The sequence below is a fragment of the Rhizobium sp. AN68 genome, from assembly GCF_030758035.1.
GTDB lineage: Bacteria > Pseudomonadota > Alphaproteobacteria > Rhizobiales > Rhizobiaceae > Agrobacterium > Agrobacterium tumefaciens.
On the sequence record NZ_JARWMI010000001.1, the window covers coordinates 188090 to 212238 of the forward strand.

A 24149-nucleotide genomic window follows, 5' to 3' on the forward strand; every position below is an offset into this window, starting at 1 on the left:
TTTTGCCAGGCTCCGCGCGCGTGAAACGGATATCCCGATTATATCCGAGACCGGGTATTTCATTTCGGAATAAGAGTTGTCTGGGGTAAGAGACCAGACGGCGGCGTTTACGTCGGATCGTTGAACAGCTTATGAAGCTCCCGCTCCAGCTGATCCTGCGTATAAGGCTTGCCAAGCCGTGCAACGTCAAGATCAACTCCAGGCGGCAGTTCTGCATAGCCCGAGGCGATGAGTATCGGAAGCTTTGGGACAATATGGCGCACTGCAATCGCCAGATCTCCGCCGGTCATGCCGGGCATTGAATAGTCGGTGATCAGGATGTCAAAGCCGGTTCCGTCTCCCAGATGTTCCAGTGCCTCTTTCCCCGAATGCGCTTCAACGACATGGTGACCGAGGTCCATCAGCATATCGGCTGAGCTCATCGCTATGAGAGGGTCGTCATCCACCAGCAGTATTCGTTTCGGTCCTGAGGCGCTCGCGGTCGGGCCAGCCGAGACCTCAATCGTTGCGGAGTCATTTGTGATTTCGGATGTCGAGATTGGGATCCACAGTTCCGCCCTTGTGCCCTTACCCAGTTCGCTTGTCAGCTTGAGGTCGCCTTTCAACTGGGACGCCAGGCCATGGATCATGGAAAGACCAAGACCGGTGCCTTTCCCAAGTTCCTTGGTCGAAAAAAACGGCTCGATAGCCTTTAGCAGCGTGTCACGATCCATTCCGTGGCCCTGGTCGACGACCGAGAGGACGACGTAATTGCCTGCCGCAAGCTCACCGGCCTGGACGTTCTGATGGACATCGTGCAGCCCGATAACGATCTCGCCTCCGTCAGGCATGGCATCACGGGCATTGACAACGAGATTGAGGAGCGCGAGCTCGACCTGGTTGGCGTCGGCCGAGACCAGAGGAAGGTGATCTGGCACGTCAGTTTTGATCACCACTGTTGAGCCGACGGATCTTTTCAGAAGGTCTTCCATTCCGGTGACCAGCGCTCGCATATCGACCGGGTCAATGCGTAGGTCCTGCCGGCGCGAGAAAGCGAGAAGCCGCTGGGTGAGGGAAGCGCCACGTTTTGCGCCCTGTTGGGCACCCTCGATGAGACGGACTGCCCTTGCGTCATTGCCAACGTATTTTCGCAGTAACTCAAGATTGCCAAGGACGGCCATCAGGAGGTTGTTGAAATCGTGCGCCACGCCGCCGGTGAGTTGGCCGATCGCTTCCATCTTCTGGGACTGGCGCAACTGTTGCTCAGCTCGTTCTCGTTGGCTTACCTCTTCCATGACAGTAGCATATGCTTCTTCCAGTTCACGCGTTCGCTCCGCGACGCGCTCTTCCAGAACCTCATTCAACTGCCGTTGATGCTCTTCCGCTTTCAGACGTGAGGTTATGTCGGCCGATACGCCAACAAGCTTGATGGCCTTGCCAGTGCGGTCCCTGTAGAGCTGGGCACGGATCTCCACCCAGTGGGTAGACCCGTCATTCCAGACCGTTCGGTATTCTATCGCGTAGTCGGCGCCCGTTTCGATCGTTGCACGAACAGCCAACTGCATGCGCTCGAAGTCATCAGGATGGACCGATGCTAAGAGGTCCGCATAGGAAAACTCTTCGTCGGGACCGCCGCCAAAAATTAAACGACATGTTGCCGAAGTGGTCAGTTCATTGGTTGCAAGATCGAGCTCCCACGCGCCAAGTCGGCCGGCGGCAAGGGCCGTCTGGAGGCGACGCTCGCCTTCATCGAGTGCTTCCATTCTGGCCCGGGCATCGAACTGCCGCCGGCGACCGCGCATGGCCGACCGGGCAACGCTTATGAAAGTCGTCGCATGAAAAGGTCGCTCGACAAAGCTCACATTTCCCAGAACCTCAGAGAGCCTCGCCGCAGTCGGGTTGCGTTCAGGTCCTCCGCCGCGGTTTGTTAGGATAATGAATGGCAGGTCAGACCAACTGGGCTGCGCTGCGATCCAAGCAAAAATCCCTTTCAGGTCCGCTGAACGAAATGCCTCCTCGGTCACCACAGCGAAGGCGATGTTGTCCCCCAGATCGGCGACAAACGACGCAATATCAGCCACGGTGGTGGAAGATACACCAGCTTCCTTCAGGAGTGACGCTGCAATTTGCGCATCGCGGCCGATCGGAGCATAGACAAGTGCGCGTGTGTCGCCGTTAGGAATTCTTGCTACCCTCCCCGTTGAGAGGAAGAAGCGGGTGTTGATCGCCGACAAAGTTTGGAACGCCGCGAAGGATGCCCTGGAAGTCGGAAAGTGGTTCTCCGAGGGTCAGTCCGTTGCCGGATATTCTGAACTCACGGATCGTGTCTTCGTGAGGGCCTGTGCGCTTCTTGATCACTGATACGGCGCGACGCACTTTTCCGAGCGCCTCGAAATATCTCAGAAGGATGACGCTATCTGCCAGATAAGTGACATCGACGGGCGATTTCATGTCCCCGACGAGGCCATGCTGGGCGACCGTCAGGAATGTATTGGCTCCCTGCCTGTTGAGGTACTGTAGCAGTTCGTGCATGTGCAAGATGAGAGCATTCTCTTCCGGCATAGAAGCCTGGTAGCCATTGATGCTGTCGATCACCACTGTCTTGGCATCGAAAGTTGATACCCGGTCGCGCACACGCTGTGCAAATTCCCCCGGTGATAGTTCGGCGGCATCGAGTTGCTCGATGTGGACGTGCCCATCCGCCTGCAGCTTCTCCAAGTCGATACCCATTGATCTGGTGCGTGCGTAAAGGAGACCAAGTTCCTCATCGAAAATGAAGACCGCAGCCTTTTCCCCACGCTCGACTGCGGCGTTGACGAACTGCAGAGCAAACAAGCTCTTTCCGGTTCCAGCAGGGCCGATGAGGAGAGTGCTTGATCCACGCTCCACGCCCCCACCGAGAAGGCCGTCGAATTCGGAAAGACCGCTCGAGAGGGTCGTTCGTTCGAATTCGGTTCTGTGCTCAATCGCGCGCAGGCGCGGAAAAACCGCAACGCCGCCAGTCTTGATAGTGAAATCATGATAGCCGCCGCGAAACGCCTGACCGCGATACTTGATCACTCTCAAGCGACGCCGCTCGGAGCCGTAATCGGGAGCAAGCTGTTCGAGATGAATGACACCGTGGACTACGCTATGGACCGTCTTGTCAAAATTTTCCGACGTCATGTCATCAAGCAGCAGCACCGTTGCATCGGAGCGAGCGAAGAAGTGTTTCAATGCGAGGATTTGTCTGCGGTATCGCAACGAACTCTGCGCTAGAAGGCGAATTTCAGAGAGGCTATCAATTACGACGCGCTGGGGTTTGATCCGCTCAAAGGCTTGGAAAATCAGTTTTGTCGTTTCACCCAACTCGAGATCTGAGGAGTAGAGCAGGCTTTGCTGTTGCTCGGCGTCGAGAAGGCTTTCCGGGGGGACGAGTTCAAATATCTCGATCCCGCTACCAATCTCCATGCCATGCGATCTGGCGCAATCGCGCAATTCTTCGTCCGTTTCCGACAGGCTGATGTAAAGGCATCGCTCGCCGCGTATTTCTCCTTCAATAAGGAACTGCAAAGCAATCGTTGTTTTGCCAGTCCCTGGAGAGCCCTCAAGTAAAAAGACATGCCTGCGCGTAAAGCCACCGGAAAGAACATCATCCAGTCCCTTGACGCCAGTTTCTGCTTTTTGACTTAAAACCTGATGCATGTTTCCTCCGGACTTTCTAAAACATCTAGGGCGCGACCTCAGGAGAATCAAGCGCGTAGGCGCGGGAGTGTCTGAGCCCGGACTGCCAATGGCGCCCGCCGCAGCGCCGCAGCGCGCAGCGTTTGGCGACGGTTGGCACCGTAATTTGTAGAGGCCTGAAGCTGACTTCGCCGTGTGCGCGTGGCTCTTTCGGGAGTAATTTGCCGAGGTCAGGTCACAAACAGCATGATCTCGATTGCGTCCCCGGGGAAGAAGGCTCTTCTTCCGAAGACTGGATCAACCTTAAGCACCGAAGCAAACCCTCCTCAGTTGCGTGTTTTCAATGGCACGCGCTTTGTGTTCACTCGCAAGACGTTCGGGCATCGCCGTTGTGGTGCGAAGATTGGACCGATCGATAAGCATGCCGTTGGGAAGCGAGTGGGCGCGAAGCTTGTTTGTAATGTAGTCGCCGACACTGCCCGCTTATATTTTGGAATCTCAGAGAGGCTTGCCGAACCCACGCAGAATAACTGCAATCACTCGCTCAACTGCGCTTTTACCAAGCTCAAATCTGGGCGTTTGCGGCAGGGTTTCACCGGGGGGTGTCATCAGCTGCTCAAACCGACGCGAGACAGGATCAAGGTTTGCCAAAAGATGGACCGACGTGCCGCGTGCGAACTCGTAATTCCAGATGACATCTTCCAGATCGAGCTCGGGAAAGGTTTTCTGCATCGCTTTGATAAAGCGATGCGCCGCATGGCTGTTGATGTTGAAATTGTTGTATCCGGCGCGGGCATCGACGCGCATCTGGAAAACGTTCCGGACGTAAAGGCTTCCGCCGTCGCTGGACCGGGAAGCGGTCAGGATGGGCTCGATCAGAGCCTCGAGGATCTGGCGGGGCGTAAGAGCCGCTTCGCCTGCCGCCTGTTCCATTTCGGTGAGGCGCGATAGGCGCTGCTGGTTTACGTCGCCGGTGATCTCCTGCGTTGCGAGACGGACAAGTGCATCCTTCGACTGAAAGTAATAATTGACCGCTGCCGTATTGGCACCAGACGCCTCGGTAATATCGCGCACGGTCGTGCCCTTGGGGCCTTTGCGCGCAACGAGCTCCTTGGCAGCACTCAGGATCGCATCGCGTGTTTCACTCCGGCGCGTTGTTGCGTCTTCCTCTTCCATGGAGGTCTCCATCCCTGTCTTGCCTGTTTTCTTTAGTTACGATGCTCTACCGAAAAAAACAGACTTGCACCAGCAGATGTTTGAATATAATGTTCAAAACAAATGTTTCAATGATATGTTTGACAAAGACATATCGTGAATGAAGCTGGGAACGTGACGGGAACGACATGATGCAAGCAAACGTCGATACGGGACAGTATCGGTATGCGCCGATGCGGGGCAGGCCCAAGATTGCCCTGCCGGACGGTGCGCGCCTCGCCTTCTGGCTGGCGCCGAACATCGAGCACTACGAATGGCAGCCACCGGTCAATCCCAATCGCTTTCCGTTCCGTACCCTGCCGGACGTCCTGTACTATTCATCGCGCGATTATGGTAATCGCATCGGCTTCCGCCGTATTGCGGACGAGATGGCCAAGCGCGACATTCGCGGATCGGTTTCGCTTTCGGTGGCCGTATGCGACCATTATCCTGATATCATCAAGCGCTGCAACGATCTGGGCTGGGAACTTTTCAGCCATGGGGTCTACAACAGCCGCTACTTCTACGGCATGACGCCTGACGAGCAGCGCCAGGTCGTCATCGATTCACGCGAGACACTGGCGAAGGTCGGTCAGCGGCTGGACGGCTGGCTGACGCCGGCCATTACGCCAAGCCTCGAGACCCAGGAAATTCTGGCGCAGGAAGGTATTCGCTATACCCTCGACTACTTCCATGACGACCAGCCGATGCCGCTCAACTTGAAAAGCGGCAAGCTTATTTCGGTGCCCTATTCCATCGAGATGAACGACATTCCGATGGCGGCCTGGAACAATAACTCGGTGGACGAAATGTTCGCGTCACTGAAGGCGCAGTTCGACCGGCTTTATATCGAAGGTGCCGACAGCGCCCGCGTAATGTGCTTTGCGATCCACCCACTGGTGCTCGGGCATCCGCATCGCATCGATGCCTTTGCCGAATTCCTCGACTACGTCAAATCGCATGATCAGGTCTGGTATCCGACGGCGCGCGAAATCGCCGACTGGTATTACGAGCACCACTACGACCAGATGTCCGCGTGGCTGTCCGGGCTTGAGGGAGAGCAATGATGATCCGACCAACCGGGCCCGCCTATCTCGAAACGCCGCTGCGCCGCCACCGTCAGATGGATCACGACTTCTACGCCTGGCGCGACACCTGGAGCGAGCGCAGGCTTCAATGGTCTGGCGACACCACGCTCGGCGTCTGGATCCAGATTGCCGTCGAGTGGTTTCCACTCAACATCTCCGGCAAGCCTTTTCTGCCGGTCGGTGCGCCGAACCGGGCATGGCCGGACACGCAGACCTACACCCAGCGCGATTACGGTCACCGGGTCGGTATCTTCCGGATGATGGATGCAGTGAAGGCAAGGGGACTGACAGCAAGCGCCTTCCTCAATGCCCGTGTCGCACAGCGTTACCCGATCCTGATGCGGGAAATTCTCGGTGAGGGGTGGGAAATCGTAGCGGCGAGCCTTGATGCCGGTTCGATCCACCACGAAGGGCTGGATGAAAAGACGGAAGCCGCGATGATTGCCGAAACGCTCACCATCTTCGATGGTTTCGGCGTAACACCTGTTGCATGGCATTCACCATCCTGGTCGCAATCGACGCGCACGCCGCGCCTCTTGGTCGAAGCCGGCGTGACGGCGATGGCAGACTGGGTCAATGACGAGGTGCCTTATCGTTTCGACACCGGTGCCGGCGAGATCATTGCGCTGCCCTCGACGATGGAGCTTTCCGACCGCGAAATGCTCGCTGTTCGAAAGCAGCCTCTGCAGGATGTGGAACGCAGCTTCATAGCGGCCGCCAGGCGTCTGACTAACGAAGCAAAGGAAAGCGGGCACGGCCGTCTGCTTACGATCAACCTTTCGCCCTGGATCATGGGGCAGCCCTACAGGATTGCCGCTTTCGAGCGGATACTCGACCAGATTTTCGCGATCGAGGGTGCCAAGAGCGTCACCGTTCCCGAAATAATCGAGGCAAGCATTGGGCTTTAGCGCCTGAGCGTTACCTCACGCACCGGATAGACCCAGATGGTTTCAACACCTCGCCTTTCAGGGGAGCGCAGCCTCATGCTGCTTTCCCTTTCGATCTCGGCCGCCTTTCTGATCGAAGGGCTCGACAGCACGATCATGGTATCGGCAATCCCGGCGATTGCGGCCGACTTCGGCATTGAGCCTCTGCGCGTCAATCTGGCGCTCTCGATCTATCTCGTGACGCTGGCGGCCGTGATCCCGGCAAGCGCATGGCTGGCTGATCGTTTTGGTGCGAAACGTATCTTCCTGTGGGCGATGGGCGGATTCATGCTGATGTCGGTGGGCGCGGCGCTGGCGCAGGACCTTGCGACGCTTGTCGCGATGCGCGCCTTGCAGGCGGTGGCCGGGGCGCTAATGACGCCCATTGGCAGGTTGCTTCTCATTCGAGCGGCACCGAAGGATCAACTGGCCTCGGCCATTGCCTGGATGTCGACGCCGGCACTTGTCGGTCCGGTGCTCGGGCCGCTGATCGGTGGCTATGTGGTAACCTACCTCTCCTGGCAGTGGATCTTTTTTGTGAAGATGCCCTTCGGCATTCTCGGCATGATTTTCGCAGCGCGTTTGCTGCCACGCGACGAGCCCGGGGAACGCTATAATTTCGACCTCTGGGGTTTCGTGGCCTGTGCCGTGTTTCTCGGCGAGGTACAGCTGTTGCTCGACCAGCTGGTTCATGTCTTCCTGCCGATCTCCGCGATCCTTGTCATGATTGCAATCCTGCCGGTCTGCGTTTTGTTCTACGCCCGCCATATGGCGAGGCGTGAAGCGCCAGCGCTTGACCTCACGTTATTGAAGCTGCGTCTGTTCCGGGTGGGCTTCTTCGGCGGGGGACTTTCGCGCCTTGGCTTCAATGCCTTACCTTTCCTTTTCCAGCTGCAATTGCAGATCGGTTTTGGCTGGAGCGCGGCGGATGCCGGCTGGGTTGTCTTCATCGTTGCCGCAAGCGCGATTGCACTCAAACCCATGATGCGGCGCGTGCTGGCGAAATTCGGTTTCAAGGTAACGCTGTTTGGTAACGCCATGCTGGGTGCGGTGACCATTGCGCTGATCGGCTTGATCGGACCGGACACACCACTCGCGATCACGGTCTGCGTCGTCTTCCTGTTTGGCGTCATGCGCTCTCTTCAGTTCAACACGACCAACGCGCTTCTCTTCGCCGATATTCCCAGGACGAGGCAAAGTGCGAGTACCTCGCTTGGCGGTGTCGGCCAGCAATTGTCGATGGGATTGGGCATCTCCGTTGCGGCGGTACTGGTGGCGCAGATCCAGGCAATGGGCGTGACAATACCGGCGGATGCCATCTCGGCCTCCATTTTCGTCGTTGCCGGATTAACCGCTTTGTCCGGCATTTTTTTCCTCGGATTACAACATGCCGATGGCGCTGACGTAAGCCGCCACAAAGCATACAGTGCAAGGAGCTGACGCTCATGAAGGCTACAGAAAAAACAGAAGCAACGGCAAAGGCAGGCATCGGACTTGCCGGCCTGTCGGTGGCAGAGGCAGGGCGGCAAATCGGGAGCGGCGAGATCACGCCATCGGCTTTGTTGGAAGCCGTATTTGCCCGCATCGATGCGGTCGACGGCGTGATCTATTCCTATCTGCGCATGGATCGAGACGCTGCGCGCGAGAACGCCGTCGCATCGGACGAGCGGGCCGCAAGCGGGACGCTGCTCGGCCCGCTTGACGGCATTCCCTTCGCAGTTAAGGATAACATCTACACCGCGGGCATGGAAACGACCGGCGGCTCACGTGTGCCGCAGAGCCACGATCCCGACATGACAGCCACGCTGGTAACGCGGCTGAAAGCGGCTGGCGCCATTCTCGTGGGAAAGCTGAATACCTGGGAATACGGCACAGGGACCGGTGCCGTACATTTCGATCTTGATGCGCCGCCAAGCCGTAACCCCTGGAATACCGCGCATTTTACCGGTGGATCCTCGACAGGCTCGGCTGCGGCTGTCGCGGCGGGCACCGCACTGTTTTCAATCGGTACCGATACGGGCGGTTCGGTGCGCCTGCCAGCCGCAGCCTGCGGTCTCGTCGGGCTGAAGGCCACCTTCGGTCGCATCAGCCGTCATGGCGTCATGCCGAATTGCTGGAGTTTCGACACGCCAGGTCCACTGGCGCTCAGCACCGAGGACACGGCACTCATCTATGATGTGATTGCCGGTTTTGACGAAGCCGATCCCGTCAGCCTTTCCGTGCCGGTTGAGCCGACACTGCCGGGTCTGAAGGACGGCGTAAAAGATCTGAAGATCGGGTTCGTCCGCAATCTCGATCCGGGTGGCGTAGCGCCGGAGCCGGCTATTCTCGATGCTCTTGCCAAAAGCGCGGCGATGTTTGCCGCACTGGGCGCTGAGGTGGTCGAAATCGACCTGCCGATTGCGCCATCCGAATATCGCTCGATCGCCATGCCGATCAACCGGGCGGAGAGCTTTTCCATTCATGAGCGCGACTATCTCGAGCATCGGCATCTTATGGGCCGTTCGCTGCGCGAAAAGCTCGAAATGGGCATGTATCTGAGGGCTGCCGACTACCTTGCCGCCCTGCGCCAGAGGCGTGCGCTTGTTGCCCGCACTGATGAGATTTTCGCGAAGGTCGATGTGCTTTTGCTACCGATGACCTATCGGGTGGCGCCGCCCATTCACGACAATCCGGCGGTCATTTCCTATACGGCAGGTTCTGCCGGTAGTCCGTTCTCGCTGTCCGGCCATCCGGCGCTGGCGCTGCCTGCTGGGTTTTCGCCGGAGGGCCTGCCGCTGTCCGTACAGCTGGCGGCCGGGTTCAGGAACGAAGCGCTGCTGATGCGCGCGGCGTGGGCGCTCGAACAGGTTCTGACCCCCAACCCGATGCGGGCAGAGCCACAGCATGTTCTTTCAATCGCCACCAGGGCAGAAGGGTAAGTCGCATGTCTCAGGATACCAAGGATTTGGGCCTTGCCGTTCAGGTGCTGTGGAGAGGTTGCGGCGAGACGGCCCCGACCGGCGATGAACTGGCCGCGGCCGCGATCACGTTCGGCAAGGCGCTTGAAGTGGGACGCATGATCCCGCGCGTCACGGATAAAACCTTCGAGCCGCTGGTTGGACCTCGCCGCGATCTGGAAGTCTAAAAATAATAAAAATGAATGAAACATCCATTTGAAATGTTCATTCGAATTCTGTAGCCTGACTAAATATAAAGGGGAACGACCATGAAAAAAATCTACGCCATCATTGCCCTGCTCGCCGTTGCGGCTGGGCCCGCCTGTGCCCAGGAACCGTTGAAGAGTGCACTCGACGGCAATGCACCACCCTTCGCCCAACCGAAGATGGACGGTTCCATCGAAGGTATGACCGTCGACATGACGAACGAGATTTCCAAGCGCCTCGGCCGCAAGATTACAATAGACGCCATGGCATTTTCGGCGCTGATTCCGGCCCTGCAGGCGGGCACCTACGACATGCTGTCGGTTCCGATGACGGTAACGAAGGAACGCTCCGACATCTTTCTGCTGACGGAAGGTATCTGGTCTGCCGATCTCGCCTTCGTGACCAAAAAGGATGCGCCGGCGCTGAAGAGCTATGACCAGCTGAAGGGCAAGGTCATTGCCGCCAACAAGGGCAACGCCGACGAGAAGTGGGCGCGCGAGAAGGCCGGCGAAATCGGCTGGACGATCGAGTCCTATGCATCGCTCAGCGATGCCGCGCAGGCCGTTCAGGCAGGGCGCGCGGATGCGGCGATCATGAACGTGCCGACTGCGTTGACCTTCGCCAAGCGCAATCCGGCACTGAAGGCTGCCGACCTGAAGGAAACCACCGGACGCTACTTCGCTTACACGATCCCCAAGTCCTCGCCAGAACTGCGTAAGCAGATCGAAACCGTCATTGAGTGCATCAAGTCGGATGGCACGGCGGCATCGCTTTATGAAAAATGGCTTGGCGTGAAGCCTGAGGCCGGATCGCTCGAAGTGACCCCGCAAGCCGGTTTCGGCCCGGTCGGCCTCGGCAATTACGATGCGACGCCGCACGAATTGTCGTGCAACTGAAACAGACTGACTGATTAAGGCCTAGAACCATGTCGCAATCGATCGCGCAGCCCATGCTCGACATTCATGCTCTGTATAAGTCCTTCAACGGCGTGAATGTTCTCAACAACATCAACCTGCGCGTCATGCCGGGTGAGCTGGTGTTCTTGATCGGACCCTCGGGGTCTGGAAAATCCACTCTTCTACGGTGCTGCAACAGGCTGGAAGAGCCGACGGACGGCGCGATCATTGTCGACGGAATCAATATCACCGCCGTGGCGACAGACATCAACAACATGCGCCAGCGCATCGGCATGGTGTTCCAGCAGTTCAATCTTTACCCGCACATGACAGCCGAACAGAATGTGATGCTGGCATTGCAGAGGGTGCAGAAGAAATCCACGAACGAGGCGCGGGAAATCGCGCACCGTGAATTGACCCGTGTGGGTCTCGGCGCCCGCCTGACGCATTACCCATCGCAGCTTTCCGGCGGCCAACAGCAGCGCGTCGCCATCGCGAGGGCGCTTGCGCTTGGGCCGAAGGTCATGCTTCTCGACGAGCCAACCTCGGCGCTTGATCCGCAACTCGTCGCCGAAATTCTGCAGGCGATGATGGATATGAAAAAAGAAGGCATGACCATGCTGGTGGTCAGTCACGAGATGCGCTTTGCCCGCGAGGCTGCGGACCGGGTCGCCTTCATGGAGGCGGGGCAGATCGTCGAGATCGGAACGCCCGCCGAAATTCTGGCGCGTGGCGCGGAAAGCCGCGCTTTCCAATTTCTCTCGCACGGACACTGAGCGATGGATATCACCGGTCTCGTCGATCTCTTCTTCAACGGGGCGGTCGCGCAAACATATCTGCCCGATCTGCTGCGTGGCGCTTGGATTACGATCTATCTGTCGCTGGCGATCGTAATCGCCGGGCTCCTGTCCGGACTTGCGTTGGCGCTGATCCGTCTTGTGTCGAACAAGGCTGTCGTGTGGGTCCTGCGCCTTTTCGTCGACTGTTTTAGAGCTGTTCCGCCGCTCTCGATCGTGCTGCTGCTTTATTTCGGCTTGCCAAGTGTCGGTATCAGCCTTTCTGCATCTTGGGTACTCTGGCTGACGCTTTCTCTCATACTTGCGTCCTTCGCCGAGGAGATTTTCTGGGCGGGGATCTCAGCCGTCGGCCCGGGGCAATGGGAAGCCTCTCGCTCGACCGGCATGACCAATGCACAGACCCTGCGCTATGTGGTATTGCCGCAGGCCATGCGGCTTTGCATCCCGCCGCTGACCAACCGTGCACTGGCCATTTCCAAGAATACGGCGCTTGGAACAGCAATCGGCATGCCAGAGCTTTTGAACGAAGCGCAGACCGCGCTGTCCTTCTCCGGAAATGCCACGCCACTGATCATGGCGGCGATCCTTTACCTGATCATCTTCATGCCGCTGATGGCTTTGGCAGGCGGCCTTGAAAAACGTATGGCCTGGGGGACGCGGACATGACCGATCTGATCGAACAATTCTTCAATCTCGACATCATGAGCCAGGCGCTACCCTATCTCATCTCCGGCCTGATGATCACCCTCGTGCTCACGGCCGTGCTGGCACCCGTCGGTTTCGGTATCGGCCTTGGGTTAGCGCTGATGTCTGAAGCGCGCTCGCCGGTGCTGCGCTGGGTTGTCAGGACATGGGTTAACGTCTTTCGCACCATGCCGCCGCTGGTGCTCATCATCGTCACCTTCTCCGCCCTGCCGTTTCTAGGCGTCAGGCTGCCTGCGATCTTGTGCGCGATCATTGCGCTGTTGCTCAACAACACGGCTTATTATTGCGAGATCATTCGAGCGGGCCTCGGTTCGGTGTCGCGGGGGCAAATGGAAGCTGCCCGCTCCACCGGCCTTGGATACACAGATTCCCTTCGTTATGTCGTGCTGCCGCAAGCATTGCGCAACGTGCTGCCGGATCTTGCATCCAATACGATCGAGGTTGTGAAAGCGACTTCGCTAGCCTCGATTGTTGGTGTTCACGACCTTCTATATTCGGCCAGCACCATACGGTCCGTGACGTTCAACACCTCGTCGCTGACGCTGGCGGCGATGAACTATCTCATAATCCTTTTACCAGCGGTTCGGCTTTCAGGCCAGCTGGAACGGAAGCCGCAAACGGTTTAGAGCTCGAACCCACTGCCAGGTCTATCCGACGACGGTACGCTGGAGTGGGCCATGCTTCTATAGGGCAGCAGACGAGGACGCTACGGTCTTCGTGATCCGCATCAGCGATCGCTATGAAGATTGGGAGGGTAGCGACGATTAGCCAGAACTGCTCTTCCGTTCATCGAGGATGGCCACGAAGGCGCTGGCGATGATACCGATCTAGTGGTGCCCTTTGCTATGCATAAAAACACCATCGGTGGGAGACACCGAAACGTTGGAAGAGACTTGGCGCGAGAAAGCCCCTGGTTCACGTTTGCGCCGCTCGAGCAACGACTTCAGCGGCCCCGTTTCTGGTTGCCGCTGAACATGCCGCCGCGAAATACCTGGACGTCGGTATCGAACGAGAACAAGACGATATCGGTCTCGGTCAATGCCGTTGGATGTTGTTCGAACGAGGTCACGAACACGCTCTCTCCGTCGCAGACCGTCTCGTCTCCAAATCGAATTTTCCCCTTGAAGACAAAGAGCAGGCAAGCCAACCCGGAGTTATCAGCGGTTGGCAATCTCAGCGTCGTGCCTGCTCTGAGGCGCACGTCAAAGACCCAGACATCGGATCTTACCGTCAATGGCGCTTTTCGTGGCCCTGCAATCAGTCTCCAGCTATCGTCACTGAATTCATCGACGAAATCATGAAACTGCACCATTGGCTCAAGATTTTGAGCGTTAGGACGCAGGAAAATCTGTAGGGCCCGGACGGGTGTTTCCCCAAGCATAAGCTCTTCATGCTGGAAGTGATGGCCGGCGTTCATCATCATGAAACGTGTCTTGTCGAGCTTTTCCTCGTTTCCGACGGTGTCTCGGTGCAGCATCTCGCCGCCGCGCATGTAGGTCAGTATTTCGTCGTCCTTGTGCGGATGCATGCCTATGAGATGACCCGGCTGAACCTGGGCGCGGTCAATCCTGCCGATGGGACCGATCCCGCTGTCGTCGGTTGTCAGTGACAGCCCCGGATACATGATCTCGACGCCGAAGCCCTGGCCGATATTGCCGCGCATGAGTCCTGCAGGGATTTTGGTGATGGTCATTGGACTGTTTCCTTCGATCTCGGGCGCGGGCGACAATCGCCCGCGCCGAACGCAGCGACTTGCGTTGTCAGTGGTAGTTCAGGATGCCGACGAGCTTCTGGCCGAGCGGGCTCGTCCAGTCGACGGCGAGTTCCGAGATGATCTGGTCGACAGTGGTGATAATTGCGCCTGCCTTTTCCATGCGCCTCAGGGCGATATCGTCGCCGTATTTGGTGTAAGAAGCGGATGCGTCCGCCGAGACCTGCACCTCGTAACCTTCGTCAAGCATCTGGAGGACCGGAAAGGTGACGCAGATTTCCGTGGTCACGCCTGCGACGAACAGCTTCTTGCGGCCGATCGCCTTGACGGCCTGGTTGAAGCCGTCGTGGTGCATGGCGTTGACGATACCCGGGCGCTTGATGCGGGCTTCGAACGCCTCGGGCAGGATTTCCTTGAGTTCCGGAATCAGCGGCCCCTGGATTTGTTCTTCCATGCTGGACGTCAGGATGGTCGGGATGTTGGCGGCTTTGGCGATCCGGGCAAGCTTGAGTGCGTTCTGCTTGACCAGGTTGATGTCGTGTGAGTGGGTCCAGGCCATCGTGCCGATCTGATGGTCGATCAGCAGCATGGCGGAATTCTCGGGAGTAAAGACGTCCTTATGCATTGTCGTATTCCTTTTTGCGTTGTCGGCGGCTGTCGGGTTGGATTTAGGTCCGCTCGATGAGTGGAATTTAGCGTTGCGATAGACGGCACGGTAGCTCTAGGATGAGCCACTCTGTGGAACGGAAAATGGAACGCAATAATGGTCAGCTTCGAAGATATGCAGACTTTCGTTGAGGTTGCCGATGGCGGCGGGATCACGGTTGCGGCGCGACGTCTCGGATTGCCGAAATCCATCGTCAGCCGTCGCCTCGTTCGTCTCGAGAGCGAGCTGGGCGTCCAGCTCCTCGCCCGGACCACACGAGGTGCGTCGCTGACGGAGGCTGGAGCGTCGTTTCGCGAGCATGCCGCGCGCATGTGCCTGGAAATGGAGGTTGCGCGCGAGGAGATGGCGCCAACCGGGGAGCTTCGGGGACGGCTGCGCGTCGCCGTTCCGTCATCCTTGGTCCGCGGCATTTTGCGCCAGCGCTCGCCGAACTGGCCCGCCAGCATCCGCTCTTGCAGCTCCATGCGCACTACAGCGACCGTTACGTCGATCTGGTGGCGGAAGGCTTTGATTGCGGGATACGTGTCGGTTATCTGCAGGACTCGAACCTGACGGCGAGGAAGATCGGTGCATTCGCGGCTGGATTGTTTGCCAACCCCGAATACCTCCGGAACCATGGCGTCCCGCGAAAGCCTTCCGATCTGCTTGAACATCAGGCGATCCTGCAGGGCACCGAGAGCTGGAAGGTGTCCGATGGCAGCCGAACCATCGTCATCAATGCGCAGGGAAGGTTCAAGGCGGATAGTGCCCTTGGCATTGCCGAAGGGACGGCAGCCGGACTGGGCATCGCTGCACTGCCGGTTGTGATCGCGGAAAGCTATGTTGCCGCAGGGACGCTTGTGCCGATTATGTCGGACTACGGCCTGCCGGAGATCGGCGTTTACATCGTGCGTCCGCCAGGATCGCACGTGTCCCGGAAGGTCAGAGTGCTAATCGACTTCTTCGTGCAGCGCTTCGCGGCGAAGCCCGGTCCCTGACGAGGACGACCGGTCATGCCTTCGTGGATTGACAGCGACCCTGGAAGGAAACTCCCCAGTCGCGCATCGCCATCAGCACGGGGGCCAGCGTTTTTCCGAATTCGGTGAGGGAATATTCGACGCGCGGAGGGACCTCGGCAAAGACCTCGCGGCTCACGATCCCGTCGGCCTCGAGTTCGCGGAGCTGCATCGTGAGCGAGCGCTGGCTTGGATCGCCGACCAGGCGGCGCAGCTCTCCAAACCGGTACGGACCGTCGAGTAGACGATAGATGATCATCGGCTTCCACTTGCCGCCCGTGACATCGACGGTAACTTCTACCGGGCATTTTGGGCCAACAGCCATTCAGTTCTCCATTAGTGTACTTTTTATTCCTATAGGCAAAACTGTTGCCTACTTGCAAGTTTGCCTGTGTCACGCCCAGATGGAAGCCACATTTAGGAGAGGTGTGTTATGCGAGCTGCGTTCTACGAACGGCAAGGAACTGCGAGAGAAGTATTGACCGTTGGCGAGCTTCCCGATCCCCAGCCCGGGGCGGGGGAAGTCCGGGTCAGGATCGTGGTCTCGGGCATCAATCCTTCGGACATCAAGACGCGTGTCGGCTTCGGCGGTAAGGCCATGCCATTTCCCAGAATCGTTCCGCATCAGGACGGGTCGGGCGTCATCGACAGTGTCGGCCCCGGCGTGTCGCAGGAACGTATAGGCGAGCGGGTGTGGGTTTACATGGCCCAGACGGGGAGGGCGTTCGGGACGGCTGCGGAATTCGTCGTGGTGCCGTCGAGGCAGGCAGTCAGGCTGGCCGACAACGTGCCCTTCGGGGTCGGTGCGTCGTTCGGCGTCCCCGCGATGACGGCGCATCGATGCCTGTTTGCCGATACAGACCTGCGAGGTAAGCGGGTTCTCGTGCAGGGTGGCGCCGGTGCGGTCGGCAACGCCGCCATTCTTCTTGCAAAGTGGGCAGGGGCGTGGGTGGCGGCAACGGTGAGCCGCGACGAACAGGCAGACGTTGCCCGCGCAGCCGGAGCCGATCTCGTCGTCAACAGGCATGCCGGTGATGTTGCTGTGAAAATAAGGTCGGCGACCGATGGTCACGGCGTCGACCGTATTGTCGACGTGGACATCTCCGACAACATCGACACGGCAATCGCCTGCCTTGCGCGTGACGGGGGCGTGTCGGCTTACTCCACGGGATCGCCGCAAGCCAGGCTCTCGATCCCGTTCTTTCCGGCGCTCGTTGGTGGCTTTTCTTTCCGTTTCGTCTACGTCTATACGATGCCGGAAACAGCGATGCGCGATGCTGCCGAGGAAGTCTCGGCCTGCGCGGCTTCGGGAGCCTACGTTCCCAAGATCGCCGTAACGCTCGGGCTTGATCAGATTGCCGAGGCCCATGAACTGCAGGAAAGCGGCAAGGCCATTGGCAAGATTCTGATTGGTTTTTGATCTGCCCGCTGCGCCCGGATCAGTTCAGGAGACGGTTCTCACGCAGGCGGGCAACTGCCATGTCAACGAAAGCCCGCACTTTTGCGGGTGCATTCCGACCCTCGGGATGCATGATGTGGATAGGCAGGGGCGGCTCTTCAAACTCGCTGAGCACGATCTGAAGGTCGCCGGCCATAAGGTCAGGGCCTATCTGGTAGTTCAGCACGCGCGTCAGTCCCCAGCCCTCGCGTGCGGAGGTTATGGCCGCTTCGTTGGTGTTGCACTGAAGAGCAGCGTCTATCGTCACGCGGAAATCGTCGGAAAAGCGCCATTCAGGGGAGGCCCAGGCGCTGGTGGACGCCGCGATGCGATGATCCCTGAGGTCGGATGGCGTTGTCGGAATGCCATGTCGGTCAAAGTATGCCGGTGAACCACACACGACACGCCTGACGCTCCCGACCTTTATGGCGGAGAGGCCGGAGTCGGGGAGGTGACCTATGCGGACAGCGACATCGATGCCTTCATCGACAATATTGACAGGCCGGTCGATAAACAGGGTTCGCGCCTTCATGGTCGGAAATGCGTCCAGAAAGCCCGTCACGACGGGCAGCACATACATCTGCCCGAACATGACCGAAGCAGTTACGGACAGCGTGCCTGTCGGTGTAGCGTAGGAGCCTCCCGCTGCCGCCTCTGCTTCAGCAATGTCTGACAAAATCTTGCGGCAGTCCTCGAAATACTGGGCACCCGCCTCAGTCATTTTTACCGAACGGGTCGTTCGCACGAACAGGCGTGCTCCGATGATATCTTCCAGGGCTGCAACAGACCGTGTGACGGCAGGAGCACTCATGTGCATCTGGCGGGCGGTATCTGCGAAACTTTCGGTTTCCGCTACTTTCACGAAAATCCGCATTGCCTGCCAACGATCCATCCGGTCCCCCATGCCCTCGATACGGTGACCATAGTAGAATCCTGGACGACAAGACCGCAAGCCGTCCGCGGCATGGATTAGCTGCCAGTGACCTGTCGGTTGGCAGCAGCAAGGTGCTCGATTTCGACGCAGCTTCGCTCACAAAGGCCAGCGGCGCTTGCACGTGCACGCGTGTGCTCATTGACCGCGAGTGCAAACGCTATGGCCCTCGCTATTTTCAGATCGAAGCTCAGGCCACGGCGTGCCAGATCGATTTCCGCACCCGTCAGCCCAAGCGCACGGCTATCGTCTTCCTGCTTGCGCTTCCACGACAGGTCGCCGCTCGATGCGGTAAGAGCGAGTTCAACGGACACTCGAACTCGCTCGTTGAGTTTGAACGGCGGCATTGACGAGGCCAACGGACCGACGCCCGGCTCAAAAGCCGAAGTCGCTGAGACCGGGATGGTCGTCAGGCCTTCGGCCGAGCGGCCAGTGAAACCTGCGGTCGGCCTCAGCGATCGGGTGTTCGTTGATGCTGGCGTGACGCGCCCGCATCAGGCCGTCTTCGGCAAACTCCCAATTCTCGTTCCCGTAGGCCCGGAACCACTGGCCGCTGTCATCATGATATTCGTAGGCGTAGCGCACCGCGATCCTGTTGCCCGTGAATGCCCAGAGTTCCTTGATCAGGCGGTAGTCGAGTTCCCTGTTCCACTTGCGGCCCAGAAAGGCCTCGGCTTCAGCGCGGCTCGTTACGAATTCGGCACGGTTGCGCCAGCGAGTATCCACCGTGTAGGCGAGCGCTACCCTGGCAGGATCGCGGCTGTTCCAGCCATCTTCCGCAAGGCGGACCTTTTCGATGGCGCTCTCTTCAGTGAAAGGGGGAAGCGGGGGGACGGGACATTGTGATGGCTCCAGGTTTCGTAAGGGGGAGGGAAGGATGACGGCTCTCGCGTCACCCCGTCCTGAATGTCATGCCGCAAGACGATCGATACGCGGGAAATCGATCTCGGTATCGAGGGCTTCGTTGACGTAGTTTGTAAAGGTATTGAGCGCGACATGTGCAATGATCTCGACGATTTCCGCGTCGCTGTAGCCGGCGTCCCGAACTTTTACGATTTCCCCAGGTGCCACCGAGCCACGCGCGGTCGTCAGGGCGCGGGCGAATTCGACGGCTGCCGCAGCCTTGGCGTCGTTCGATGTTCCGCGGCGGTTCGAAGCGATCTCCGCTTCATCGAGCTTGGCGAACTTCGCTCCGGTGAAGGTGTGCGCCGAAAGGCAGTAGTCACAACCGTTGGCTTCGGCCATAGCCAGGGCGATCCTTTCCCGAGTGGCGGGTGCAAGCTTGCCCTTGCCGAGCGCACCCTGCAACGAGGCGAGGCCGTTGAGGGCGGCTGGGCTGTTGGAGACGAGGCGGAAGATATTCGGCACGGAGCCGATCTGCTTCTGGATGGTCTCCAGGATCGGCCGTGAGGCTTCGGGCGCCTCCTCAATCGTGGCGGGGGTAGGAATGCGTGACATGGTATTCTCCTTTAATGGTTTTGAGAGACGTCGCTCTCTGATCCTCAAGATGATTGGTAACCGGTTGTTGTTGAACGTCGAAAAGCAGGAAGGGACTGTTGCGTCAGGCGTAGTAATGTTGGTTTAGACGGCGATCTGGATGCCGCCTTCCTGGCTCGCTGGAATGGCACAGCAAAGGAGGATCTCGTCATCGTCAACCTTCGCTGTCGGCTCCTTCAGGTACGTCACAGCGCCTTTGACGAGTTTTGTTTTGCACGTACCGCAATTGCCTTCGCGGCAACTGAACTCGGGCTGAAGACCGCGTGCTTCTGCAAGTTCCAGCAGCGTTCCGGAGCCGGGTGCCCAGCGGGCCTCCTTCAGCGAGTTCGTGAATATGACAGGCACCGGCTTGTCGGATGGCAGCGCACGCAAAGGGGCGGCCCTGGCATCTTTGGCCTCTACAGACCGAACCAGCGACGAGGGTCCGAACGCTTCCGCGTGGATACGATCGTCTGCGATGTTGTAGCCGCGTAAACCGTCATAGAGCGCCTGCGTAAACTGCGGCGGACCACACAGATAGAAGTCGTAGTCGTTGAACGGCAGATGCTTGGTGAGCATAGCCATGTCGATACGGCCTGCAGTATCGTAGTCGGAGCCCTCTGTAGCATCGCCGATGTCGCTGAGAACTCGCACTAACCGGACCACGCCCTTGGCCGCAGCCACGAGTTCGGCGATCTCCTTGTCGAAAGGTCGCTCGGCCTTCGTGCGGGCAGCGTGGAACAACGTGATCGGCCGGATGCGCTGTTTGCGAATTCCCTCGTAGACGACATGACGGAGCATGGCGAGCAGCGGCGTGATGCCGACACCACCGGCAAGGAGCACTGCAGGGCGTGTGGCACGGGCGTCAACGCCGAACCCCCTGCGGGGGGCCGCGCCTCAATCACGTCGCCAACGGAGATGCTGTCGTGCAGAAACTGCGACACGAGCCCATCGCGTTTGACACTGATGCGGTAGATGCCATCGGACGGTGCGACAGACAGGGTGTAGGTCCTGATAACAGGCCGCTCGCTTCCCGGCAGCACCAGCCGGATCGGGAGGTGCTGCCCGGCAGCATGCGGCAGCAACCCCGCGCCGTCGCTTGGCTGGAGATGGATCGAGCGGATCGTCGTGCTTTCCTCGACGATCCTGGTGACCGTCATCGACCGCCATGTGTCTGAAAGTCCGGTGGCACGCATCCGGTCTGCTGCCTGCGCCCAGTTCCCGGTCATCAGAGAATTCGGCGACCATCCATCCTTCTGGAATGCCCAGCGGAGTGCGAGTGCATTCGGTCTCCGGACGATCCGGGTTGGCCTGAACGTCCAGAGCCGTTCCGCGCCCTGGAAGGCCGCAATCTCGGGTGATTCCAGTATGACGTCGGCTTCGCCTGTCATCTGCAGCACATCGCCCGTCGCGAAGTCTACGAAGAGCAGACCTGCTTTCTTGTTCAGCAGAATATTCCCCAGTGTCGAGAAGAAAAGGTTTCCGTCGAAATCGGGAATTGTGAGAACGTCATCATCGCCAACGCGGACGAAGCCGGCATTCCCGCCGCGATGCGAAACGTCAACCTGGCGCCTGTCTTCGCGGTCGACATAGGAGGCAACGAAGAACGCGTCCGCAGTCTTGATCGTGGAGCGAGCAAGGTCGTCAAGCTCGGACAGGTCTTCACGCTGGTTCTGGCTTGGTTGGCCGGGTGCCCTCTCGAATTGGAAATCCCGCAATTGTATGTAGCGCGGGCAGTTGCCGAAGCTCTGATCCACATCGATCCGATAACCGTTCGCTGCGGTGGAGACAAAGCCGTTCATGCGATTGCGGCGACGCGTGTGCATCTCGATGCCGAGCAGGCCGATCGGTTTACCGTCTGCCATTCCTTCGCTGGCGGGGTCGCTTGGCTCCAAGGTAGAGCGGATATCGAGCGTGGTCGGCGTAGGAGAGGACATGAAGCCGGGTCGGCCCTCGACAAAGGTGGCCCAGGCGTCATCGTGGCCATCCACACTGCCAAGGACGATGAACGGGAGCTGGGCATAGAAGTCCCGATGCTGATCCGGCATGAAATCGCGAACGACCCGCTGGCCGACGACCTCCATACGCTCGGCGACACCGACTTTTTCCTGGATGAACTTCTCGCCTTCGTGCCATGTCGGCAGTTTTGTCAAAGTGTCGGTCATGTCAGCTCTCCTAAGAAGGGATCGGGCACGCTTCGGCGCGCACCCGAATGCGGATCAGGCGGCAAGGCCAACCGGAGTCCCGATAAAGTCCACGAAGCCCGGAAGCGCTTCGATACGACGAAGCAGCCTGTTGACCGCAGGATAAGTGGAGAGATCCACGTTGCCTTCAGGGGCGCGGGCCACGTAGCTGTAGATTGCGACGTCGGCGATCGTCGGGCGTTCGCCTACCAGCCATTCTCGGTCGGAAAGCTGAGTTTCGAGTTTTCCAAGGACCGCATGGGCGCGACCAATGACTTCTTCCGGATTGAACTTGGCACCAAAGACGGTGACCAGGCGGGCCGCCGCCGGACCATAAGCGATCTCTCCGGCAGCTACCGACAGCCAGCGTTGGACCGCTGCGGCGCTCTTCAGGTCATCGGGCAGCCAGTCCGTCCGTCCGGTTTTCTTGGCAAGGTAGACCAGGATCGCGTTGGAATCCGATACGTATTCGCCGTCGTCGTCGAGAACCGGAACCTGGCCAAACGGGTTCATCTTGAGGAAATCGGGCGTCTTGTGCGCGCCGGACATGAGGTCCACCTCAACCAGCTCATGCGGCAGGTTGATCAGTGAAAGGAACAGACGGGCCCGATGCGAGTGGCCCGACAAAGGATGATGATAGAGTTTCATTGTGCGCTCCTGCGAGTATCGTTCGGGTCAATTCCCGATCCGCACCTGCAGATTGCTATTATTACGTGGTGATGAGAACGATCGTGCTTCACACTTCATCATTACACCAGGTGCAACAATGGCCACCCAACAGGGCTCGCTCGACGGTATCGTGGCATCAGGCCACACAGCCAAGAAGTTGCGTGGCCTTTAAATGTCACGACAGTACGGCACGGGGTTCGAGAAAGGCCTCGAGCCCAAAGACGCCGAATTCCCGCCCGAAGCCGGATTGCTTGAATCCGCCGAATGGTGCCATTGGGTCATGCGGCGCATCGTTGATGAACACGCGGCCTGCCTCGATCTGGTTTGCGACGCGTTTTGCCCGCGCGACGTCGGAAGAAAAGACGTGCGCCTGCAGGCCGTAATCGGTGTCGTTCGCGATCGTGATGGCGTCTTCCTCGTCGCGGTAGGAGATCAGCGATAGCACGGGGCCGAATATCTCCTCGCGCGCGATGCGCATGTCGTTGCGGACGCCGGTAAAGATGGTGGGCTTGACGAACCAGCCGCGCTGCAGCCCTTCCGGACGACCTTCGCCGCCTGCCAGCAGTCTGGCGCCTTCCTCCTGTCCCAGGCGAATATAGCTTTGCACGCGATCCCACTGCTTCTGGCTGACCATCGGACCAACCTGAACCTGTTCGTCGGCCGGTTCTCCCGACCTGAAGTCTTTGATGGTGTGGCTTAGCCGTTCCTCGATTTCACCGAACCTGCTTTCTGGAGCAAGAATGCGGGTTCCGGCAATGCAGGCCTGACCGCTGTTGCGGAACCCTGCCACCAGCACCTGCGGGATGGCGACCTCAAGATCGGCATCGTCCAGAATGATGCTGGGGCTTTTGCCGCCAAGTTCCATTGTGACGCGCTTCATAGTGGCCGCGGCCGCCTGAACAATGCCGCGACCTGTGGCAGTGGAACCGGTGAAGGTGATCTTGGACACGTCGCGGTGAGCCGTCAGTGCCGCACCAACGACGCCTCCATACCCGGTGACGATATTGAAAATGCCATCGGAAAGACCGGCCGCGTGCAGACATTCAGTGATCACCTGCGTCTGCAGGGCGCTCATCTCCGAAGGTTTGATCACCATCGTTGCTCCAGCTGCAATGGCGGCGGAGAGCTTGCCGCAGATAAAACTGTAATTGCTGTTCCAGGGCGTGATCGCCACGGCAACACCCGACGGTCGCATCTCGACATCGGCGCTGCCCATGCGGCGTTGGAACTCGTAGTCCTTCAGCGTTCTTGCCATGTCGAGAAAGACGCTACCTGCGCGTGACGCTGAAAAGCCGATGAAGCCCGATGGCGCACCGTATTCTTCACGCATGGCGGACGCCAGATCGTCGGTTCGGGCGGACACCGCGGCATGCAGCCGGTTCAGCATGTCGATCCGCTCTTTTCTGGTCGTATTCGAAAAGGCTGGGAAAGCGCGTTTGGCGGCAGCAACTGCGCGGTCGGCGTCCCGCTCATCTGCGAGCCGCACGCTGCCGATCTGGTCCTCGGTTGCCGGATTGAAAAGCGGCGCCCATTGATCGCCTTGCGGCGTGACAAACGCCCCGTTGATATAGATCCGATCGATGATGTGCATGTTTCTTCTCCTGTGATGGCTTCACAGCAAAAATGGCATGCGGTAAGTGTTGCGTGTAGTAGGACAAAATCGGACAGCCTGATGAACTGGATTG

General features: G+C 58.9%; 22 protein-coding genes and 2 pseudogenes. 11 read left to right on the forward strand and 13 right to left on the reverse strand.

Features of this window, described 5'->3' with window-relative positions:
• Window positions 1–107 precede the first annotated feature (107 nt).
• The 3 genes from RBH71_RS00870 to RBH71_RS00880 all read right to left on the reverse strand — a co-directional run bounded on the left by RBH71_RS00870 (window position 108) and on the right by RBH71_RS00880 (window position 4818).
• The gene (locus RBH71_RS00870; RefSeq protein ID WP_323686978.1) at window positions 108–2213 is read right to left on the reverse strand and encodes an ATP-binding protein; all 2106 of its coding nucleotides are present in this window, start codon (window positions 2211–2213) and stop codon (window positions 108–110) included.
• Window positions 2155–3663 carry an ATPase domain-containing protein gene (locus RBH71_RS00875; protein WP_323686979.1) on the reverse strand — a complete coding sequence of 503 codons (1509 nt, stop codon included), beginning with the start codon at window positions 3661–3663 and terminating at the stop codon, window positions 2155–2157. Before RBH71_RS00875 ends, RBH71_RS00870 begins: the two co-directional genes overlap by 59 nt.
• A 477-nt stretch (window positions 3664–4140) precedes the next feature.
• On the reverse strand, window positions 4141–4818 hold the full coding sequence (locus RBH71_RS00880; RefSeq protein WP_158008479.1) for a TetR/AcrR family transcriptional regulator: 678 nt from the start codon (window positions 4816–4818) through the stop codon (window positions 4141–4143).
• A 167-nt stretch (window positions 4819–4985) separates the two neighbouring features.
• On the opposite strand from RBH71_RS00880, the gene RBH71_RS00885 reads away from it, so the two are divergent.
• From RBH71_RS00885 to RBH71_RS00925, 9 genes are all read left to right on the forward strand, one after another.
• Window positions 4986–5903 (forward strand): hypothetical protein, encoded by a 918-nt coding sequence (locus RBH71_RS00885; RefSeq protein WP_210247568.1) that lies wholly within the window; start codon window positions 4986–4988, stop codon window positions 5901–5903.
• Window positions 5903–6832: a polysaccharide deacetylase gene (locus RBH71_RS00890; RefSeq protein ID WP_111842519.1), complete on the forward strand. Its 930-nt coding sequence runs from the start codon at window positions 5903–5905 to the stop codon at window positions 6830–6832. The genes RBH71_RS00885 and RBH71_RS00890 overlap by 1 nt, the downstream gene beginning before the upstream one ends.
• Before the next feature lie 36 nt (window positions 6833–6868).
• Window positions 6869–8290, forward strand: a complete 1422-nt coding sequence (locus RBH71_RS00895) for an MFS transporter (RefSeq protein WP_323686980.1) — start codon at window positions 6869–6871, stop codon at window positions 8288–8290.
• A 5-nt stretch (window positions 8291–8295) separates the two neighbouring features.
• Complete coding sequence (locus tag RBH71_RS00900; protein ID WP_111801286.1) at window positions 8296–9771, forward strand: amidase; 1476 nt, start codon at window positions 8296–8298, stop codon at window positions 9769–9771.
• 5 nt (window positions 9772–9776) lie between these two features.
• Window positions 9777–9977, forward strand: coding sequence for a hypothetical protein (locus RBH71_RS00905; RefSeq protein WP_111802792.1), 201 nt, complete (start codon window positions 9777–9779; stop codon window positions 9975–9977).
• An 81-nt stretch (window positions 9978–10058) separates the two neighbouring features.
• Complete coding sequence (locus RBH71_RS00910) at window positions 10059–10892, forward strand: transporter substrate-binding domain-containing protein (protein ID WP_323686981.1); 834 nt, start codon at window positions 10059–10061, stop codon at window positions 10890–10892.
• 53 nt (window positions 10893–10945) lie between these two features.
• The gene (locus tag RBH71_RS00915; RefSeq protein ID WP_080815146.1) at window positions 10946–11668 is read left to right on the forward strand and encodes an amino acid ABC transporter ATP-binding protein; all 723 of its coding nucleotides are present in this window, start codon (window positions 10946–10948) and stop codon (window positions 11666–11668) included.
• Between the two features lie 3 nt (window positions 11669–11671).
• Window positions 11672–12355 (forward strand): amino acid ABC transporter permease, encoded by a 684-nt coding sequence (locus RBH71_RS00920; RefSeq protein ID WP_111802793.1) that lies wholly within the window; start codon window positions 11672–11674, stop codon window positions 12353–12355.
• The gene (locus RBH71_RS00925) at window positions 12352–13020 is read left to right on the forward strand and encodes an amino acid ABC transporter permease (protein ID WP_323686982.1); all 669 of its coding nucleotides are present in this window, start codon (window positions 12352–12354) and stop codon (window positions 13018–13020) included. The genes RBH71_RS00920 and RBH71_RS00925 overlap by 4 nt, the downstream gene beginning before the upstream one ends.
• A 317-nt stretch (window positions 13021–13337) precedes the next feature.
• On the opposite strand, the gene RBH71_RS00930 is transcribed toward RBH71_RS00925, so the two are convergent.
• Together RBH71_RS00930 and RBH71_RS00935 are read right to left on the reverse strand one after the other, a co-directional pair.
• Window positions 13338–14087 carry a pirin family protein gene (locus tag RBH71_RS00930; RefSeq protein ID WP_323686983.1) on the reverse strand — a complete coding sequence of 250 codons (750 nt, stop codon included), beginning with the start codon at window positions 14085–14087 and terminating at the stop codon, window positions 13338–13340.
• 67 nt (window positions 14088–14154) lie between these two features.
• Window positions 14155–14730, reverse strand: a complete 576-nt coding sequence (locus RBH71_RS00935; protein ID WP_003526149.1) for an isochorismatase family protein — start codon at window positions 14728–14730, stop codon at window positions 14155–14157.
• A gap of 138 nt (window positions 14731–14868) precedes the next feature.
• Between RBH71_RS00935 and RBH71_RS00940 the strand changes: the two are divergent.
• A pseudogene (locus tag RBH71_RS00940) lies at window positions 14869–15749 on the forward strand (LysR family transcriptional regulator).
• Between the two features lie 13 nt (window positions 15750–15762).
• Here the strand turns inward: RBH71_RS00940 and RBH71_RS00945 are convergent.
• Window positions 15763–16092: a winged helix-turn-helix transcriptional regulator gene (locus tag RBH71_RS00945; protein ID WP_003517048.1), complete on the reverse strand. Its 330-nt coding sequence runs from the start codon at window positions 16090–16092 to the stop codon at window positions 15763–15765.
• 108 nt (window positions 16093–16200) lie between these two features.
• Here RBH71_RS00945 and RBH71_RS00950 point away from each other — a divergent pair, with 108 nt between their 5' ends.
• Window positions 16201–17187, forward strand: a complete 987-nt coding sequence (locus RBH71_RS00950) for an NADPH:quinone reductase (RefSeq protein ID WP_112236457.1) — start codon at window positions 16201–16203, stop codon at window positions 17185–17187.
• Between the two features lie 19 nt (window positions 17188–17206).
• On the opposite strand, the gene RBH71_RS00955 is transcribed toward RBH71_RS00950, so the two are convergent.
• The 7 genes and pseudogenes from RBH71_RS00955 to RBH71_RS00985 all read right to left on the reverse strand — a co-directional run bounded on the left by RBH71_RS00955 (window position 17207) and on the right by RBH71_RS00985 (window position 24055).
• On the reverse strand, window positions 17207–18097 hold the full coding sequence (locus RBH71_RS00955; protein ID WP_112236458.1) for a LysR family transcriptional regulator: 891 nt from the start codon (window positions 18095–18097) through the stop codon (window positions 17207–17209).
• Between the two features lie 77 nt (window positions 18098–18174).
• Window positions 18175–18450: a hypothetical protein gene (locus RBH71_RS00960; protein ID WP_080803176.1), complete on the reverse strand. Its 276-nt coding sequence runs from the start codon at window positions 18448–18450 to the stop codon at window positions 18175–18177.
• Window positions 18451–18511: 61 nt separating this feature from the next.
• The gene (locus RBH71_RS00965; protein WP_323687080.1) at window positions 18512–18991 is read right to left on the reverse strand and encodes a nuclear transport factor 2 family protein; all 480 of its coding nucleotides are present in this window, start codon (window positions 18989–18991) and stop codon (window positions 18512–18514) included.
• Between the two features lie 54 nt (window positions 18992–19045).
• On the reverse strand, window positions 19046–19594 hold the full coding sequence (locus tag RBH71_RS00970) for a carboxymuconolactone decarboxylase family protein (protein ID WP_025591651.1): 549 nt from the start codon (window positions 19592–19594) through the stop codon (window positions 19046–19048).
• Between the two features lie 123 nt (window positions 19595–19717).
• A pseudogene (locus RBH71_RS00975) lies at window positions 19718–21777 on the reverse strand (pyridoxamine 5'-phosphate oxidase family protein).
• 54 nt (window positions 21778–21831) lie between these two features.
• Entirely contained in the window at window positions 21832–22443 is a 612-nt protein-coding gene (locus tag RBH71_RS00980) for a glutathione S-transferase family protein (protein ID WP_080802999.1), read from the reverse strand.
• A gap of 196 nt (window positions 22444–22639) precedes the next feature.
• On the reverse strand, window positions 22640–24055 hold the full coding sequence (locus RBH71_RS00985; RefSeq protein WP_323686984.1) for an aldehyde dehydrogenase family protein: 1416 nt from the start codon (window positions 24053–24055) through the stop codon (window positions 22640–22642).
• Between the last annotated feature and the right edge of the window lie 94 nt (window positions 24056–24149).

What these genes read in the sequence shown, in the direction of transcription:
- RBH71_RS00905 (WP_111802792.1), top strand. Translation starts at nt 9,777, where the DNA reads ATGTCTCAGGATACCAAGGATTTGGGCCTTGCCGTTCAGGTGCTGTGG.
- RBH71_RS00950 (WP_112236457.1), top strand. Translation starts at nt 16,201, where the DNA reads ATGCGAGCTGCGTTCTACGAACGGCAAGGAACTGCGAGAGAAGTATTG.
- RBH71_RS00885 (WP_210247568.1), top strand. Translation starts at nt 4,986, where the DNA reads ATGATGCAAGCAAACGTCGATACGGGACAGTATCGGTATGCGCCGATG.
- RBH71_RS00935 (WP_003526149.1), bottom strand. Translation starts at nt 14,730, where the DNA reads ATGCATAAGGACGTCTTTACTCCCGAGAATTCCGCCATGCTGCTGATC.
- RBH71_RS00875 (WP_323686979.1), bottom strand. Translation starts at nt 3,663, where the DNA reads ATGCATCAGGTTTTAAGTCAAAAAGCAGAAACTGGCGTCAAGGGACTG.
- RBH71_RS00890 (WP_111842519.1), top strand. Translation starts at nt 5,903, where the DNA reads ATGATCCGACCAACCGGGCCCGCCTATCTCGAAACGCCGCTGCGCCGC.
- RBH71_RS00930 (WP_323686983.1), bottom strand. Translation starts at nt 14,087, where the DNA reads ATGACCATCACCAAAATCCCTGCAGGACTCATGCGCGGCAATATCGGC.
- RBH71_RS00955 (WP_112236458.1), bottom strand. Translation starts at nt 18,097, where the DNA reads ATGGATCGTTGGCAGGCAATGCGGATTTTCGTGAAAGTAGCGGAAACC.
- RBH71_RS00985 (WP_323686984.1), bottom strand. Translation starts at nt 24,055, where the DNA reads ATGCACATCATCGATCGGATCTATATCAACGGGGCGTTTGTCACGCCG.
- RBH71_RS00945 (WP_003517048.1), bottom strand. Translation starts at nt 16,092, where the DNA reads ATGGCTGTTGGCCCAAAATGCCCGGTAGAAGTTACCGTCGATGTCACG.
- RBH71_RS00900 (WP_111801286.1), top strand. Translation starts at nt 8,296, where the DNA reads ATGAAGGCTACAGAAAAAACAGAAGCAACGGCAAAGGCAGGCATCGGA.
- RBH71_RS00920 (WP_111802793.1), top strand. Translation starts at nt 11,672, where the DNA reads ATGGATATCACCGGTCTCGTCGATCTCTTCTTCAACGGGGCGGTCGCG.
- RBH71_RS00970 (WP_025591651.1), bottom strand. Translation starts at nt 19,594, where the DNA reads ATGTCACGCATTCCTACCCCCGCCACGATTGAGGAGGCGCCCGAAGCC.
- RBH71_RS00880 (WP_158008479.1), bottom strand. Translation starts at nt 4,818, where the DNA reads ATGGAAGAGGAAGACGCAACAACGCGCCGGAGTGAAACACGCGATGCG.
- RBH71_RS00895 (WP_323686980.1), top strand. Translation starts at nt 6,869, where the DNA reads ATGGTTTCAACACCTCGCCTTTCAGGGGAGCGCAGCCTCATGCTGCTT.
- RBH71_RS00925 (WP_323686982.1), top strand. Translation starts at nt 12,352, where the DNA reads ATGACCGATCTGATCGAACAATTCTTCAATCTCGACATCATGAGCCAG.
- RBH71_RS00915 (WP_080815146.1), top strand. Translation starts at nt 10,946, where the DNA reads ATGCTCGACATTCATGCTCTGTATAAGTCCTTCAACGGCGTGAATGTT.
- RBH71_RS00910 (WP_323686981.1), top strand. Translation starts at nt 10,059, where the DNA reads ATGAAAAAAATCTACGCCATCATTGCCCTGCTCGCCGTTGCGGCTGGG.
- RBH71_RS00980 (WP_080802999.1), bottom strand. Translation starts at nt 22,443, where the DNA reads ATGAAACTCTATCATCATCCTTTGTCGGGCCACTCGCATCGGGCCCGT.